At 58.1% G+C, this 16,838-nt stretch carries 15 protein-coding genes; 7 read left to right on the top strand and 8 right to left on the bottom strand.

Annotated elements, in window-relative coordinates; genetic code table 11:
• Window positions 1–158 precede the first annotated feature (158 nt).
• Window positions 159–1,439 (bottom strand): DUF1552 domain-containing protein, encoded by a 1,281-nt coding sequence (locus tag WAW39_RS23935; protein WP_422321680.1) that lies wholly within the window; start codon window positions 1,437–1,439, stop codon window positions 159–161.
• Window positions 1,440–1,496: 57 nt separating this feature from the next.
• On the opposite strand from WAW39_RS23935, the gene WAW39_RS23930 reads away from it, so the two are divergent.
• Complete coding sequence (locus WAW39_RS23930) at window positions 1,497–1,721, top strand: hypothetical protein (RefSeq protein ID WP_422321679.1); 225 nt, start codon at window positions 1,497–1,499, stop codon at window positions 1,719–1,721.
• Window positions 1,702–2,124 (top strand): type II toxin-antitoxin system VapC family toxin, encoded by a 423-nt coding sequence (locus tag WAW39_RS23925; protein WP_422321678.1) that lies wholly within the window; start codon window positions 1,702–1,704, stop codon window positions 2,122–2,124. Before WAW39_RS23930 ends, WAW39_RS23925 begins: the two co-directional genes overlap by 20 nt.
• Window positions 2,125–2,132: 8 nt before the next feature.
• Here the strand turns inward: WAW39_RS23925 and WAW39_RS23920 are convergent, their stop codons facing one another.
• The 3 genes from WAW39_RS23920 to WAW39_RS23910 form a co-directional block, all read right to left on the bottom strand.
• Complete coding sequence (locus WAW39_RS23920; RefSeq protein ID WP_422321677.1) at window positions 2,133–4,580, bottom strand: DUF1592 domain-containing protein; 2,448 nt, start codon at window positions 4,578–4,580, stop codon at window positions 2,133–2,135.
• A gap of 94 nt (window positions 4,581–4,674) precedes the next feature.
• Window positions 4,675–5,547 carry a subclass B3 metallo-beta-lactamase gene (gene bla / locus WAW39_RS23915; protein ID WP_422321676.1) on the bottom strand — a complete coding sequence of 291 codons (873 nt, stop codon included), beginning with the start codon at window positions 5,545–5,547 and terminating at the stop codon, window positions 4,675–4,677.
• Window positions 5,540–6,583: an aminopeptidase gene (locus tag WAW39_RS23910; RefSeq protein WP_422321675.1), complete on the bottom strand. Its 1,044-nt coding sequence runs from the start codon at window positions 6,581–6,583 to the stop codon at window positions 5,540–5,542. The genes bla and WAW39_RS23910 overlap by 8 nt, the downstream gene beginning before the upstream one ends.
• A 41-nt stretch (window positions 6,584–6,624) precedes the next feature.
• On the opposite strand from WAW39_RS23910, the gene uxaC reads away from it, so the two are divergent.
• Window positions 6,625–8,031 (top strand): glucuronate isomerase, encoded by a 1,407-nt coding sequence (uxaC, locus tag WAW39_RS23905; protein WP_422321674.1) that lies wholly within the window; start codon window positions 6,625–6,627, stop codon window positions 8,029–8,031.
• 6 nt (window positions 8,032–8,037) lie between these two features.
• On the opposite strand, the gene WAW39_RS23900 is transcribed toward uxaC, so the two are convergent.
• The 4 genes from WAW39_RS23900 to WAW39_RS23885 form a co-directional block, all read right to left on the bottom strand.
• Window positions 8,038–8,691: a DUF1294 domain-containing protein gene (locus tag WAW39_RS23900; RefSeq protein WP_422321673.1), complete on the bottom strand. Its 654-nt coding sequence runs from the start codon at window positions 8,689–8,691 to the stop codon at window positions 8,038–8,040.
• Window positions 8,692–8,756: 65 nt separating this feature from the next.
• On the bottom strand, window positions 8,757–8,963 hold the full coding sequence (locus WAW39_RS23895) for a hypothetical protein (RefSeq protein ID WP_422321672.1): 207 nt from the start codon (window positions 8,961–8,963) through the stop codon (window positions 8,757–8,759).
• Window positions 8,964–9,021: 58 nt separating this feature from the next.
• Window positions 9,022–10,428 (bottom strand): exopolysaccharide biosynthesis polyprenyl glycosylphosphotransferase, encoded by a 1,407-nt coding sequence (locus WAW39_RS23890; RefSeq protein WP_422321671.1) that lies wholly within the window; start codon window positions 10,426–10,428, stop codon window positions 9,022–9,024.
• 102 nt (window positions 10,429–10,530) lie between these two features.
• Window positions 10,531–11,988, bottom strand: a complete 1,458-nt coding sequence (locus WAW39_RS23885) for an O-antigen ligase family protein (protein ID WP_422321670.1) — start codon at window positions 11,986–11,988, stop codon at window positions 10,531–10,533.
• A gap of 327 nt (window positions 11,989–12,315) precedes the next feature.
• Here WAW39_RS23885 and WAW39_RS23880 point away from each other — a divergent pair, with 327 nt between their 5' ends.
• The 4 genes from WAW39_RS23880 (at window position 12,316) to WAW39_RS23865 (ending at window position 16,823) form a co-directional block, all read left to right on the top strand.
• On the top strand, window positions 12,316–13,311 hold the full coding sequence (locus WAW39_RS23880; protein ID WP_422321669.1) for a UDP-glucuronic acid decarboxylase family protein: 996 nt from the start codon (window positions 12,316–12,318) through the stop codon (window positions 13,309–13,311).
• 21 nt (window positions 13,312–13,332) lie between these two features.
• Entirely contained in the window at window positions 13,333–14,712 is a 1,380-nt protein-coding gene (locus tag WAW39_RS23875; RefSeq protein ID WP_422321668.1) for a UDP-glucose 6-dehydrogenase, read from the top strand.
• Between the two features lie 130 nt (window positions 14,713–14,842).
• Window positions 14,843–15,685 carry a hypothetical protein gene (locus tag WAW39_RS23870; RefSeq protein WP_422321667.1) on the top strand — a complete coding sequence of 281 codons (843 nt, stop codon included), beginning with the start codon at window positions 14,843–14,845 and terminating at the stop codon, window positions 15,683–15,685.
• A 16-nt stretch (window positions 15,686–15,701) separates the two neighbouring features.
• The gene (locus WAW39_RS23865; protein ID WP_422321666.1) at window positions 15,702–16,823 is read left to right on the top strand and encodes a glycosyltransferase family 4 protein; all 1,122 of its coding nucleotides are present in this window, start codon (window positions 15,702–15,704) and stop codon (window positions 16,821–16,823) included.
• Window positions 16,824–16,838 lie beyond the last annotated feature (15 nt).

Here is a 16,838-nt window from a genome sequence, read left to right as displayed (position 1 = left end):
TCTGTCGGCCAGCGCACACATCAACACACTGACGCACGATTCACCGTAATCGGATGCGTGTTGAGTTCATACGCCGACTGTCGCATACCGCATGCCAGTTTGGAAATCGTGAGTTCTGGCGGTGCGCTGATCGACAGACAAGAGTGCCTGTCGTACCCCTACACCACAAGCCCCGGCAAACTCGTCCCCGTACTCGATCCAAACTCATTCGTCTCAATCCCCATGCGCTGCAGCATCTGCACGAAGAGATTGCACATCGGCTGATTGTTCTTCGGATCAAACGCCAGGTGCTGGCCATGCTTGAACCCACCACCCGCAAACACCAGCGGCAGGTTGTGCCAGTCGTGGCTGTTGGCATTCCCCAGATTGCTTCCAAAGAGCACCATCGTGTTGTCCAGCAGGCTGCCATTGGCCTCCTTCTTCGCCTTGAGCGAAGTCAGCAAACCATTGAACGCCTCAAACTCCGCGCGCTCGATGCGCTGCAGCTGCTCGATCTTCATCGGATCCTGGCCGTGATGCGACAAGTTGTGATGCGCCATCGTCACCCCATTGATCAGAGGCACATCTCCCCGGCCCTGCACCAGGACCGTAATCGCCCGCGTGCTGTCCGTTTGCAGCGCCAGCGGGATCAAATCAAACAGCAGCTTCATGCGTGCGATGAGGTCGGCCTCGTTCTCCACATCCGTCGGCGGCTTCGCATCCACCTTCGGCTTGGACTTCTGCACCCACGCTTCAGACTTGAGCATGCGCTCCTCCATCTCGCGGACCGACGTGTAGTATTCATCAAGCTTCTCCTTGTCCGCCGCGCCCACGCGGCGTTCGAAGCGCTTCGCTTCGGCCTGCACCGTGTCCATGATGCTGCGCCCTTCCTTGAGCTTGCGCATCTGGTTGCTGATCTCGCCCGGAGTTCCATCGAGGAAGAGCTTGGCAAAGACCTGCGAAGGCTTTGACTGCGCCTGCACCATCACACCGCTGCGCGTGTAGCTCTGGCTGCTCTGCCCCGCTGAACTGAGCACCAGCGAAGGATAGCGCGTCTCATAGCCGATCTTCTCCGCCACGAACTGATCAATCGACACCGTGTTGCGAAATCCACCCAGCCCCGGCCCACGCGCCGAAGTCAGCCACGTCATCTCCGACGTATGCCCGTCCGCCCCGGCCTGATCCGGGTGGCACACACCTGAGAGCACCGTGAAGTCATCCCGATGATCTTTGAGAGCCTCCAGATACGGCGTCAGCGTGTAGCCACGCCCCGTCTCTTTAGGAAACAACGAAGGCCCGTAAATGCCCAGCGAAGCACAGGCAAAGACCATGCGCTTCGGCGGCGTAGCGGCCGCCGCACTCGACAGTCGCGGCATCATCGCCTCCAGAAACGGCAGGGCCAGCGAGACACCGGAGCCGTGCAGAAAAGCGCGGCGGGAAATGGCAGGGCGTGTGATCATGGGAGGCGGCGATGGGAGTTGAAAAGACCGGATCTGGTGGGATAATGGGAATGAGCTATGACAGCAACCTTGGAAGAACGAGTCGAAGCCCTTGAGCGAAAACTTGCAGAAATGCAGGCGCAGACTTGGTCTTCGCCTCCCGTGAAGAAGGACTGGCGGGCAACTGTCGGGTGGGCCAATAACTCCAAGCTGCATGAGGCCGCCACCAAGGCAGGCGAAGAGTATCGCCGCAGCCAAACCTACGAAAAGGAGATCGAGGACCGTGGTGGTATTGGACACTAACCACCTGTCTGCATTGAGTCGAGATGGACCTTCTGCCGAACGGCTGACCCAGCGCCTGAATGCCGCACGCGAGGAAGTCACCACCACCGTGGTAAATGTTCAGGAACGCGTCGAAGGTTGGTTGAAAGAAGTCCATTCCACCCCCGATCCGCTTCAGCAGATTGATGCCTATCGCGAATTTTATTGTCTCATTGAAGCCTACGCAGCGTGGACAGTTTTGTCTTGGGATGAAGATGCAGCGAACCTCTTCCACTCGTTTCGCAAGCAAGGCATCCGTATCGGCACCATGGACCTCAAAATAGCCTGCATCGCCATCGCTCACGAAGCGCTTCTCCTCACTCAGAACTCCGTGGACTTTGCCAAGGTGCCTGGGCTGCGGTTTGAAGACTGGTTGGTGGATTAACATGGCTCTTACTTGCTCAAAAACAGCGGAGACTGCACGACGGCATGGACCAGTGAACGCAGCCCCGAGCCATCAGCTTTGGCCTGTTTTGCGATGGCTTCGATCGCATCGCGATCCGCGAACTGAATGCCTGCACCCGTGCCGTAAGTGACCAGATTCCCGGCCAGCGCACGCATCACTTGATCCTGCTGATCGAGCAGCAGCTTCTTGAATTCAGTGATACCCTGAAACTTGCGGCCATCTTCAAGTTCACCGCTGGCATCCACCGGCAGGCCTTCCTTGTACTGCCAGATGTTCTGGCCGCGAAGTTTGCGTTTCACATTCGCCCCTTTCTCATTGGAGCGGTAGTTCTCACGGAAACCGCCAATGACATCAAAGCTTTCGAGCGCAAACCCAGGCGGGTCAATCTGCCGATGGCACGACGCGCAGCTCTCATTGTCACGGTGCTTGGCCAGTTGTTCGCGAATGGTGGTACTGCCGCGTGTGTCTGGCTCGATTCCCGCCACATTGCCCGGAGGTGGCGGCGGCTGCTGCCCCAGCAGATGCTTCATCACCCACGCCCCGCGAATCACCGGCGATGTGACCGTGCCATTCGCCGTGACCTTCAACACACTGGCTTGCGTCAGCACTCCGCCACGCACACTGTCCTTCGGCAATGAGACACGACGGAATTGCTCACCCGCAATGCCCGGCAGTTCGTAATGCTCCGCCAGACGGTTGTTCACCATGGCAAAGTCGCTGTGGATGAGATTGCTCACCGGCAGGTTGTGGGTCAGCAGCTCATTAAAAAATGCTTCTGTCTCCGTGACCATGCCCAGCTTCAGCAGCATGTCGTATTCCGGATACAGCTTCGTGTCGGGCGTTGTTGCGTCGATGTTGCGCAGCTCCAGCCACTGCCCCACGAAATTAGTCACAAACGTCGCCGCCTTCGGCCCCTTGAGCAGACGTTCGGTCTGCGCTTTAAGCACAGCCGGTTGGCTCAACTTCCCGGCGTCGGCCACCTTCATCAGTTCGTCATCGGGCATTGAACTCGTGAAGAAATACGCCAGCCGCGTGGCCAGGGCGCGATCACTGAGTCTGCCCGGATGCTCTTCCAAAAGCAGGAAGGCAGGTGACGTCAAAATGGCGCGCAAGCCCACGCGCATCGCCTCTTCAAAGGTGCCGCCCGCATCCACCGACTGATTGGCCAGCGCGATATAAGGTGCCGCTTCATCCTGCTCCAAAGACCGCCGAAAAGCACGTGTCGCAAAGCTGTTCAACCCGCTGGCAATCGCCTGCTTCACATCCGTAGGCGCGAGTTCATAGCCGAGTTGCTTGCCATCGCGAAACTTCTTCTGTTTGTCTCCCAGCTCGGTCAGCGGCACATCCCCCAGCGCCTTCTTCAGGCTCGCAGGCGGCCACTCAGCGGAGAGCGGCCCCTCCACTTCGATCCATTGCATGGCCAGCCCAGTTCCCTGAAATTCAGCCGCCCCTACGTTGTAGATGTTCTGCCCTTTTTTATCACGGCCCACACGGTCGCAGTTGATCACGATGTGCTCTGTGCCATCCAGCCGCGTGGTGAATTCAAACTCACGCGGCTTGTCCGCAGGCAGCTCGCAGTAACTCAGCAGGCGCTTCTGCTTGTAGTTGTTGCTGTAAATCATGAGCGTCAGCGGCTCGCCCTCGCTTTGGAAAGCATTGCCGGAGATCTTGATGCGGTAGTTGCCCGGGCCCGGCAGGCGGCACTGCTTCAGTCCCACCAGGTAGTCCCCCGTGGTGAACATGATGACCTCCTTGTCGTTCTCACGAAACATCACTCGGTGCCCGCTCTTCGGATTGGTCTTGTCCGACAAAGTGCCGGGCGGTGTGTCGAGGTTTTTGCGAATCCCCAGCTCGTTCTTGTAGCTGTAGCGCTGGTTGATCCCCACCGGCCTCTTGCTCAGCACGATGGCAGCATCCAGCGCGGCATCAGCCGCTTCCAAATACTTCTCGATTTGCAGCTGCGAAAAACGCAGCCCTTCCGCCACGGTGTCAAACCCATGCAGCGGCGTATCTTCTGGCAGGATATGCTTCAGCGGCACAGAGATTCCCAGCAAATCATGCACCGTATTCTCATACTCCGTGCGGTTCAGCCGGCGCAGCACCGTGCGTCCGTTCTTCGCCTGCTGCGCAAGTTCATGGTCACGCAGCGGTGCCTTGAGCGCTGCCTGAAAGCTCTGCAAAGCCCCAGCCTCAGGCCGTTCCTTCTTCGCAGGCGGCATCTCCCCTTTGCTCACGCGATCATAGACCTTCACCCAGCGTTCGAAGTTCTGCCGGTCCTCCGGCTTGAACGAGAGCGCGGTCAGATCCAGCCCGCCTTTCTTCACATCACCATCATGGCACTCGGTGCAGTGGTGCTCCAAAAAAGGAGTGACAGGCGGCAGCGGTGCGGCACTTGCCGTACTGGCGAGGATCAAAGAAACGAAGAAACGTTGCATGGCTGAGACGAAAGAAAGCACCGATTATTGACGGTTTCGCCATGCATACGCAAGCTTTCCGCTTTGTTTCATCCGCTCCTTCCACAGGAGCCGGTCACTTCGCCTTCTTCTGTTTCTCCCATTCGGCAAGAAAGGCCGCTTCCCTGTCCTCCACGTAGCGGAGATAACCTGCAGGATCGATGAACGGATTCACGTCACTCTTGCCCAGCCGTGCATGCTTCGCCTCCATGCCGTAGTATCCGCCATGGGCTCCTAGAAACAGATCCACTGGCAGCGCCTTCAGCACAAGAAAAGTCTTCTCATAATTCGTCGCGATGCCCGGGTAGTCCTTGTTGCCCACCAGCACATAGCCGGGATTCACATTCGGGCTGCCAATGATCACCGCATTCAGCGGCTTGCCGTTGTCCGTCACCTGCATCGTCCACGTCGTGCAGCCGGGTGTGTGACCAGGTGTGAGGTGTGCCACCAGCACCGCGTCTCCGAGTTTGACCTCTTCGCCGTCCTTCAATCGACGATCCACCTTGGCAGGCGGAAACTGCGTGTAGTCTCCCTTCCCGATCCGCGGCTTCTTCGCACCGCCGTTTTCCACCGCATCGGCATCCTGCTCCATGACCCAATATTTGGCTCCCGTCTGCTTCACGATCTCCGCGCTGCCCGCACAATGGTCCGAATGCGCATGGCTGATGAGCAGGATGCGGATGTCAGTAAATTTAAATCCCAGCTTCTCCACGCTGGAACGGATCAGCGGCACGGATTCCTCCAGGCTGCTGTTGATGAGCACATGCCCCTCCGGAGTCGTGATCAGATAGGAGGCCAGATCACGCGACCCGACATAATACAGATTGCCCGCGATCCGGTGCGGCGGAAACGGCTCCTTCCAGCTCGACGTGTCCTGCGCGGAAGCCAGGTTGCAGCCAAGAAGCAGCAGGATGGAGAAAAGGATGTGGGAGCGGAGTTGGTTAATCATGGTTGGCAGGAGTTCCGAGAATCTTCATTCGCTGCTCGTTGCTCAGCTTTCGCATCGAGGCAACTTCACGATGAAACGCCTCCAGATCGCCAGCTTTCTCCTTCAGCAGCCGTTCAAACCCGGGCACCATGGTGTAGTAGGTGGCCACCGTGTTGAGTCGTGCATTGTTCCAGAAACTCGGCTCATGATTGATTTTGATCCGGGCTTGGGGACTGACGTCGGCAGCTTCCTTCAGCATGTCTTCAAAGACCCGCTTTTTGGCCAGCCTCTCCGTTTCCACGCTGCGATAGGTGCGGGCATAGACAGCCTTCAGCTTCTCACGCGTGCGCAGCATCAGATGAACGGATTCGCGGTTCTTCTTCAGATGTGCCTCATACTCGCGCAGCCCGCTGAGATTCTTTTTGGAGCGCATCCATCGTCTCACGCCCTCCTGCCCGTTCGCGGTGGCAAAGGCTTCGTTGAAATCGGTGTCCCCGGGTATGAACACCTTGGCATGTGTCAGTTCATGAAAGATGAGCTCGGCCAGTTCGCCATCGCTGCGGTGCAGAAAGGTGTTCAGCACCGGGTCCGCCAGATAGCCCAGCGTTGAATAGGCCTCCACACCGCCCACGAACACATCATACCCTTTGTTCTTGAGCCGTGCCGCTTCCACGGTGGCATCCTTCTCATCAAAAAAGCCGCGATACTTCAGGCTGCCCACCAGCGGGTACCACCACTTCTTGCTTTCCGTGGAAAACTCCGGCGCGGCATACACCACCCACACCACGAAGGGCCGCTTGAGGTCGCAGTACTTGCCAAAGCTCTTCGTCGGCAGATGGAGGTCGCTGGCGGCAAAGGCACGCAGTTCTTCGATCAATTTCAGGCGTTGTTTGACGCGCTCCGCCACGCTCGGATCCGCCAGCGCATCGGCATTGGGTCGCGATTTACGCCAGATTTCCGTCTGCCCTCTGATCGCCTGAGTATAAAACTGCACCGTACTGCACGCGCACAAGCAGAGGAGTGGCAGCAATGCGAACCAGTTGCGTGTTTTCGTCATCCTGCCAGTGTAGACATGCCACCATCAACCGACAAACAGCAATGTCCTTCATCCACGACGATTTTCTTCTCTCCTCCAAGGCCGCCAGCCATCTCTACCACAGCTTTGCCAAGGACGAACCGATCCTGGACTACCATAATCACCTGCCGCCTAAGGACATTGCGGAAAATCGTCAGTTTAAGAACATCTTCGAAATCTGGCTCGAAGGCGATCACTACAAGTGGCGCGCCATGCGCTGCAACGGCGTCCCGGAAGAATTCATCACCGGCAAGGCCAGCCCCCGCGACAAATTCCTCGCCTGGGCCAAGACCGTGCCCCACACGCTGCGCAACCCGCTCTACCACTGGACCCATCTCGAACTGAAGCGCTACTTCGGCATCGACACCCTGCTGGATGAAAAGACCGCCCCCGCCATCTGGGAGCAGACCGAGGCCGCCCTCGCCAAGCCGGAGATGAGCGCCCGCAACATCCTGCGCACGCAGAAAGTCAAAGCTCTTTGCACCACGGACGATCCCATCGACGATCTCGCCCATCATCAAAAGTGCGCCGCCGACGGCTTTGAAGTCGGTGTGTATCCCACCTTCCGCCCGGACAAGGCCCTCGCCGTTCACCTGCCCGAAGCCTGGAATTCTTGGTGCGACAAACTCAGCGCCGCCAGCGGCATCGAAGTGAAAAGCTACGCCTCCCTGCTGGATGCCCTCAAGCAGCGCCACGACTTCTTCCACAGCGTCGGTGGCCGCCTCAGCGACCACGGCCTGAACTACTGCCACGCCAATTTCGTCAGCGATGCCGAGGCCGAGCGCATCTTCCAGAAAGCCCGCAGCGGCACCGCCGCCAGCGCGCAGGAGCAGGACCAGTTCGCCAGCAACATCATGCTCCACGTCGGCCGCCTCAATGCCTCACGTGGCTGGACCATGCAGCTCCACCTCGGCCCCGTGCGTAACAACAACAGCCGCCTTGCCCGCGAGATCGGCGCAGACGTCGGCTGCGACAGCATCGGCGACTGGCCGCAGGCGGAGACGCTCTCCCGCTTCCTCGACCGTCTGGACACCGAAAACGCCCTGCCCAAGACCGTCCTCTACAACGTCAACCCCAACGCCAACTACGTCTTCGGCACCATGGCCGGCAATTTCGCCGACGGCACCACGCCCGGCAAAGTCCAGTTCGGCTCCGCCTGGTGGTTCGTTGATCAAAAAGAAGGCATGGAGTGGCAGATCAATGCCCTCAGCAATCTCGGGCTCCTGAGCCGCTTCATCGGCATGCTCACAGACAGCCGCAGCTTCATGAGCTTCCCCCGCCACGAATACTTCCGCCGCACCCTCTGCAATCTCCTCGGCACAGACGTGGAAGCCGGCCTCATCCCCAATGATGACGCCCTCGTCGGCACCATGGTGAAGAACATCTGCTACCCCAATGCCAAAGCGTATCTGGGCCTGAAGGTGTCTTGATCCCGCTCATCGCTGCTTGGATCGGCCACGTGCTTCTCGGTGATCCTCAAAAAGCGCTTGCTTCAACATGTGGGAATACTTCCACTGTTGAAGCGAGTCGAACGCCGCGAACTGGTGGATGCTGATGATCAGCCAGAACTCAAACTGATAGCTGATTTTGGAGCACTTGTGCCGCAGCCGTCGCTGAGCCAGCCAGGCGCCCGGCCAGCCGCCGGCAAGTTCCAGCACATGGAGAAGCACCTCAGGGGTGCGCCATGCCTCCACGCGCGCCTTGCGCTTGTCGCTTCTATATGCGGCATAGGTGATCAGTGACATGGCACCGACATAGGCCGCCAGTATCCAGATCTCCCAGCCCATCTTCAGCCAAGCGTAGGCGGGCAGCGCCAGCAACGCACCCAGGAGACATAGCCTCACCAGACCGACATCCGAGACTTCACGCACCTGCACGGCATTTTGGGCGCACTGACGTTGTTGTGAATCCAGCCCCCAGTTAAAGCGTATCTCCTCACCCACCTTCGGCTGGTGGTGAAACCTGGAAAAATCACGGCGATGCAGAAATAATCGTTTGTCGCCGAACTGCAGCCAGCCAAAGCCCTTGTCGGCATGCCATTCAGCGACTCTGGCAGTGTATTCAGGCTTGCGCGTTTGGGCGGAAATCATTGTGGAGCTCACGGCTATCTGCCCCTGCATTCACCAAAGGGCAAGCCTCTCCATTTGCAGACCGCCTACTCCTTCCACCGCATCAGCAGCAGCGTCAGCACCGCACCGCTGGTCCACAGCAGCCAGCTTTCAGTAACAAGGTAGGAGCAGCCCAGCATCGCCGCCCCCAGGCCCATTTTGATCACCGAGCCCACCGATTTGCCGTAGAGCAAGGCCCCCAGCCCAGTGGCTCCGAAGATCAGGGAGCCAAAAAAGTCAGAGGCGGAAGGCATGGGAATCGAACGAAGGTTCCTTCACCAGCCTTGCGCCTCTTTGCACCAGCCAGCCCTCTTAGCAGGACTTGGCATGGAAGGAAAACACATGCAGGAAGGTCCGGGCGATGATCTCCAGATCCAGGTAGAACGACCAGTTCTGGCAGTATTCAATGTCCGAAGTCACGCGGTGCTTGATCTCGCTGGCATCATCCACCGGACCCCGATGACCACGCACCTGGGCAAGTCCCGTCACGCCGGGCTTCACCGTGTGGCGCATCGCATACTGGCTGCATTCCATGGCAAACAGCACATCGTGCTCCGCCATGTGCGGCCGTGGTCCCACCACGGACATGTCACCCAGCAGCACGTTCAGGAACTGCGGCATTTCATCAATGCTCAGCTTCCGCATCAGCCCGCCACCGGTAAAGATGCGCGAGTCATTGGCACGAGCCTGCACGCTCTCCTTGCCATGGTTCACCGTCATCGTGCGGAATTTGAAAATCTTGAACATCTGGCCATCCGCACCCGAACGCGACTGCTTGAAAAACAGCGGACCTGGAGAGAACAACCGATGCACGATCCAGACACCAGCGCACAGGAATGGCAGCACCAGCACCACCACCGGCAGGCTGATGGAAATATCCAGCACCCGCTTCAGGAACCGATGCGCAGGGCTGACCAGAGGATGCTTGTGCAGACTGATTAGCTTCATCTGCGAGTATTCCGTGAGCTGCACGGATCCCATGTCCCCGACAATCGGCTGCAGATCCACCGCCAGGTGCGTGCCATGCGATTCAGCAATCACCCGGATTCGCTCCGTGCGGGCGGCATCCGTTGGCAGGCGCCAGATCAGCAGGTTCGGACGCCCATGTTTCAGGGCTTCTTCAAGGCGATGCTCCAGGAAGGACTCATGGCTCGCGTCTGTCTCCATGGCCAGCACATCGCAAAGATGAATGCCCAGCATCGTTTTGTTGGAAAACCACTGCCTCGTCGCTGCCTCACCCTCCTCATCACACACCGCCAGAATGCGCAGCCGGGGTTGAATTTTGGCGCCCAGGACCTGGAGCAGCTTCATAAACAGGATCTTTCCGATCATCAGGCAGGGCCCCAGCGTCAGCACAAACATCAGCAGCAGCTTGCGTGACACATCGTAGTTCCGCCACATGCCCATGTAGATGAAGAGCGTCAGCGCCAGGAACAGCACCTGCGCAGCGCAGATGCGCAGCTTGCGGCCGTTCAGCAGCTGAAACATGTAATGACCATCGCGCGACCAGATGAGGGTGTGCAGCAGCAGTCCGATGATGCCCAGCGCCAGAAGCACCCCTTCCTTTGCCGGGGGCGACCATTGCAGGCTGAGCGTGTCCGGTGGCAACAATTGGGATATGACGAACGCTGCGATGTAGGCGCTGGCAACGGAGATTCCATCCACCAACACGAAAAAAGGTGTCCATCCTCGAACTCTTTGGCTTAGGGCGTCTTGCATGTGGAAACTTCCACCGCGCAAACCATAAATTCCAGAATGTGAGGACTTACATTCCAATCAGTAATGCTTTAGGTCACCCTCAGACAAGTGGAAGTCAGTTTCTCACTCCCATGCCCGTGTGCCTTGCTCTTTTGTATCGCGCCTCGATGTGCTGGCGGATGTACTCGTCATCGCGAGCACGCATCCCACCAGGGCAGCAAAGAGGGGCCGGATGGCATTTATCTGCAGCGGGAAATCCACCACGGCATGCAGCAGCACAGAAATAATCGCAGTGGAGAAGCAGATAAGTCCCGCCCGTCGCTCAAAAGACATCCGATAGCGACCGTCCTTTGAAAAAGCCTGTCTCAAGGCATTCACCAGGCGTCTGCCCGGCCACGCCAGCAAAAGAACAAAGAAGCAAGCCCCCGGCCAGCCCCATTCAGCGAAAAATTCAGCATAATCATTGTGCGCATGCCGCCACCGCCCCTCCTGCAACATCGGGTCCAATGGTGTATAGTGTGCAGCCACCCATTCGAAGGTCCCCGGCCCCGTACCTGTCCATCCATAATCGGTGCCGATTTGCAGCGCCATCAGAGCGGCATGCCGTCTGGCTGGATCATCAAAATGACGTTGCGAAAAGTTGTCCCAGCGCCCGAGCATGGCTCCGGCACCGCTCAGCCAAGCGCCCAGTACCAGCAGCCCCACGGCAATGAGGACGAACAAAGCCACTCTCTTCTTACTAAACGGTAAATTTTCGAGATGGGGCCTCCACACCACAACCCCCGCCACAACCAAGAGCACGACCTCAAAAATCAATAAAAAATGGCCCACTTTGGAAATAATCACAAAAACCGCGATGATCTGGACCATCACCGCAACCATTAGGAAGGCCAGTGCCATCTGCTGACGGAAGGTGCGCAGCCCATGATGCAGCAGCAGCAGGCACAGCCACACGCCCACCGGCCACGACAAATTCAAAAAAGCCGCTGTGTTGCCATGGTACCAAAACAACCCAAAAACGAATTTGGGAATGTGCTTCACCTCCCATAGCGCCGAGAGATCTGCTGAAGTTTGAAGCCATAGCCCCGCCACAGCCGTGACAAACCCTCCAAACGTCACCGCCAAGGCTAAAACATACCGGCCCGTTCGCTCAAAGGCAAAATCCAGCGCCACCACCAGCAGCATCAGCGCGGACGTTATAAAAAACATTGCCTGCACTGATATTTCTTGATCCAGCGTCCCAAACGCAAGCCACGGGCTTTTGTCCAGATCGAGAATCGCACCGCTGGCCCGGTCCACCATCGCATGAGGGAAACTGGTGACCACCCAGCCGTACACGCTGATCAGAAGGGTGATCCACCAGACTGCCTTTTCATGTGGGCGGGGGGATCTCCATTCAAGAATCCTGGCAAGCAACCAGCAAACAAAAGCCGTGCATGCCAGCCACGGAATCAAAGCGTGCGTTGACCCCGGCAGTTTCACATTGGCCCAGGGAAGAATGCAGAGGCACAGCGCCATGGTGGCGAGAGCAAGACTGCGAAGAATGGTAGGAAGCTGATTGATCCACCAGTGTGCCTCCATTCAGGCCGCTAGGTCAAGATTCAGAGAGCTTAACTAAACTAAGACATGCCTTACCGACATCTGAACCGTGAGTGAGTGGAGTTCTTCTAATACCAGCGGATTCTTATGGAAGTTCAGAAACAGGGTGGGGGGAGCACAGACTCAACCAATGGCGGCAGCTTGTTCAGATTTACTCACTGTTCATTACAACATGCCCGCATTAATTATGAAGCTGTCTTTTGACTCTGGTATCTCAAGGGCCAATCATACACGCTTCCTTAGAACGCTCCCGAAAAATCTTCTGCCCGCTAAATTTTTTCCTCAAAACCTAAACACGAGCATTAATCCATGAAAAAACGCATTCTCATCACTGGCGGAGCCGGGTTCCTGGGCTCCCACCTCTGCGAACGCCTGCTGGAACAGGAAAACGAAATCATCTGCGCGGACAACCTCTTCACCGGGCGCAAGCAGAACATCGCCCACCTGATGAGCAATCCAAACTTTGAGTTCATGCGGCATGACATCACCCAGCCGATCAACGTTGAAGTGGATCAAATCTACAACCTCGCCTGCCCGGCCTCGCCTCCACATTATCAATACAACGCCATCAAGACCATCAAGACCTCGGTGATGGGTGCCATCAATGTCCTTGGCCTCGCACGCCGTCTCCAGGCCCGGGTCTTTCAGGCCTCCACCTCGGAAATTTACGGTGATCCCGAAGTTCACCCGCAGCCAGAAAGCTACTGGGGCCACGTCAACACCATCGGCCCCCGTTCCTGCTATGACGAGGGCAAGCGTGTCGCTGAAACCCTCTTCTTTGACTACCACCGCCAGAACGGCGTGGACATCCGCGTCGTGCGCATCTTCAACACCTACGGTCCACGCATGCTGCCGGATGACGGCCGCGTCGTCTCCAACTTCATTGTCCAGGCCCTCAAAGGCAACGACATCACCATCTATGGCGACGGCCAGCAGACCCGCAGCTTCTGCTATGTCGATGATTTGATCAGCGGCTTCATCAAGTTCATGGAAACCGACGACTTCACCGGCCCCGTCAACATCGGCAATCCCGGCGAATTCACCATGCTGGCCCTCGCCGAGCAGGTGCTCGCCAAAGTGGGCGGCAAATCCAAAATCGTCTTCCGCCCCTTGCCCGCAGATGATCCCAAGCAGCGCCAGCCGGACATCACTCTCGCTAAACAGCGCCTCGGCTGGGAACCTAAAATCCCGTTGTCTGAAGGACTCGACCGCACCATTGCTTACTTCGCCCAACTGCTCGCAGGCCCGGCGGCCAAGCAACCTCGGCCGATGAAGGCCCCGTTAAAAAAACTGACCCTTAACTGATTTACCTGTTCTAAAAACCCTATGAGAATTTGTTGCATTGGTGCCGGCTATGTCGGCGGACCCACCATGGCGATGATCGCCGCCAAATGCCCTCACATCCGCGTCGATGTGGTGGACCTCAATGCCGAGCGTATCGCCGCTTGGAACTCCGACGAACTCCCCGTTTATGAGCCAGGACTCGATGACCTCGTGCGCGGCTCCCGTGGGAAAAATCTGTTCTTCTCCACCGAAGTCAAAACCAGCATCCAGGCAGCCGACATCATCTTTGTGAGCGTGAACACGCCCACCAAGACCTTCGGAGTCGGAGCTCACAAAGCGGCGGATCTGCGCTTCATCGAAGCCGTGGCCCGCACCATCGCCGAAGTCGCTGATTCAGCGAAAATCATCGTCGAAAAAAGCACCATCCCGGTGCGCACCGCTGAGGCCATCAAGACGATTTTGGCCTCCAGTGAGAAAGGCTTGAAACATCAGGTGCTCTCCAATCCGGAGTTCCTCGCTGAAGGCACCGCGGTGGTTGACCTCACCAGCCCTGACCGCATCCTCATCGGCGGTGAGCAGACCGAAGGTGGGCTGGCCGCCATTGAGGCACTCGTCAGCGTTTATGCCAACTGGGTGCCGCGCGAGCGCATCCTCACCACGAACCTTTGGTCCTCCGAGCTGTCCAAGCTCGTCGCCAACGCCTTCCTGGCTCAGCGCATCTCCTCCATCAACAGCATCTCCGCGCTTTGTGAAAAGACCGGCGCAGATGTGGATGAAGTCGCCCGCGCCATTGGCTCCGACTCACGCATCGGGCCAAAATTTCTCAAGGCCTCCGTCGGCTTCGGCGGCTCCTGCTTCCAGAAAGACGTGCTCAATCTCGTCTACCTCTGCGGTCACTTCGGACTTCCGGAAGTCGCCGCCTATTGGGATCAGGTCATCATCATGAACGACTGGCAGAAGCATCGCTTCGCCGAGCGCGTGCTCCGCACCCTCTTCAACACCGTCACCGGCAAACGAATCGGCGTCCTGGGTTTCGCCTTCAAAAAGGACACCAACGACACCCGCGAATCAGCCGCCATCTTCGTCTGCCAGGATCTCATCGAGGAGCGCGCCAAGCTCTCCATCTACGATCCAAAGGTCGGCTCAGTCCAGATGTGCAAAGATCTCGGCATCGAAGGAGATCATCCGAATGTGGAGTTCGCCACCAGCGCCGCACAGGCAGCTGCTGGAGCGCACGCCCTTCTGGTGCTCACCGAGTGGGATGAGTTCCGCCAGCTCGACTTTGAAGCCATCTATCAGTCCATGGTGAAACCCGCCTGGATTTTCGACGGCCGCAGCCTCCTGGACCACAAGAAGCTCCGTCAGATCGGCTTCAAGGTTTACAGCATCGGCAAGCCGCTGCCTCAAGAAGTGACAGAATAAAAAGTGCGCCGGCCCGCACAGGGCCGGCAGCAGCAGCTTCCAAAGATGGAAGCCACGTAAAGATCGTTGCAAACGCCCAGGCAGGAAAAAAATCTGCCTGCCTGGGAAGCAACTTTGAGACTTTGAGTCAATGAACCAAGTCCTCTCCAAGATTGGCCAGGTAAAGGCCAACATCGACATCTCCGGCGCTGCCTCCGCGCGCTCCGCCAGTCTGCTCTGTGAACTGGTCGAACTGCAGCTCATGCAGAATGTGAAGTATCAGCTGCCGCAGTCCCTGATGCCCTTCCGCCAGAAAATCTTCTCGCACTATGGCCAGGACGGCATCCTCGCAGAAATCCTCCGCCGCATTGGCGATGGCAGCAGACGCTTCGTCGAAATCGTTGCATCTCCTGCACAGAACAACACCAACCTGCTGCTCCTCAAAGGCTGGCGCGGCCTGTGGATCGATGCCGGGCTGGCCAAAGATGAAAGCCTTTCCACAAACCTTCAAATCCTGCTGCGTGAGGGCAAATTGAAAATCAGCCGCAAGCTCGTGAACCGTGACAATGGCCGCACGCTTCTCTCGAGCCGGGGATTCGCCGAGGATCTTGATCTCATCAGCATCGGCATCGACTACAACACTCATCACATCTTCACTGAGCTCCTGTCGCTCCAGCCGCGCGTGTTCAGCGTCGCCTACAACGGCATGCTGCCGCCCGATCTCGACTGGGCCGCTCCTTATGATGCGAAAGCCGTGTGGGACGGCTCCACCTTGTACGGAGCCACGCTCGGAACCCTCAGCGCCGCGGCCGAGGCAGGCGGTTATTCACTGGTCGGGTGCGAGCTCTCCGGCACCAATGCCTTCTTCGTGCGTCATGATTTGCTCCAAGGTCAATTTTTGCGGCCTGGAGATGCGATGTTCCACTGGGAACCACTGCGCATGCACCTTGGCCAGATGCAGCGGCTTCGCAGCGCGATGCCACTGCCGGCATGATTGGAAACCGGGTCGTATGAAAATCGCCATCGCATCCCATGTGCATCCGACCGCCGTCGGTGGTCTCGCCGCCTATCAGCGCGAACTCGTCGCCGGTCTGCAAAGCTTCAGCCGCATCAACGGAGAATCACTCAGCGTGCAGCAACTGCAGATGAATCAGGATGACAACAGTGCTGACTTGAAACGGTCCCGCTGGGTCAGCCAGTTCGCCTCTCGTGGCCCGCTGCTCCGTCTCGCAGACAGTCTGAACCGTGTGATGCACCATCACCCGTCCTGGACCTTGGCCGTCAATACAGCGGATGTCCTGCACTTCATCGGCACCGGCTCGGAAATCACAGGGCATCCGCTCTGGCGCGAAGCACGTGAGGCGGAGGTCCCCTTCACCGTCTGGCCCGCATTGCATCCGGAAAATTGCGCCGAGGAAGCTTTCGACCTGCAGCTTTATCAAGAAGCAGAAGCCGTCTTTTGCCAGTCTGATCATGAGCGCGAACTCCTCATCACAAAAGGCGTCGCTGCCAGCAGACTGATCCGCTGTGGTCTGCCGCCGATGTGCCATCCGAACGGCACCGGCACACGCCTCCGCTCCAAGCTCGGCATCGGCATGCGTCCTGTCGTGCTGTTTGTGGGTCGGCGTGATGAATGGAAAGGTTACCCGGCCCTGCTTGAAGCCTGGCCGCTGGTGATGCGCCAATGCCCGGATGCCGTGCTGCTCCTCGCCGGACCTGGCGACGCAGATGAATCCAGACTCGCCAAAATTTCGCCCGAGAGCGTTCGCGATCTCGGCTGCCCATCGGAACAGGACAAGGCAGACGCCTACGCTGCATGCGACGTCTTTTGCCTTCCTTCAGCCTGCGAATCCTTCGGGATTGTATATGTGGAGGCCTGGTCCTACGGCAGACCAGTCATTTGTGGAACCGCTCCAGCAAGCCGTGAACTTGTGGAGCATGATGTCACAGGTGTGTGGGCTGATCAACAGCCGCAGCCATGGTCTCATAGCCTGCTGCGGCTGTTGATGCACCCGGACCAGCGCCACCGCATCGGCCTCGCAGGCCTGCGGCATCAGCTGATGAATTTCACGACCGAACAAATGATCGGCGACCACCTGAAGGCATGGAAGATCACGGCCCCCAAGTACTGAGCATGGAAGCCTCCG

The sequence above is a fragment of the Prosthecobacter sp. genome (assembly GCF_049294395.1).
Taxonomy (GTDB): domain Bacteria; phylum Verrucomicrobiota; class Verrucomicrobiia; order Verrucomicrobiales; family Verrucomicrobiaceae; genus Prosthecobacter.
Note: the sequence above shows the minus strand (reverse complement) of the source record. Positions and strands in the feature narration are given on the sequence as shown.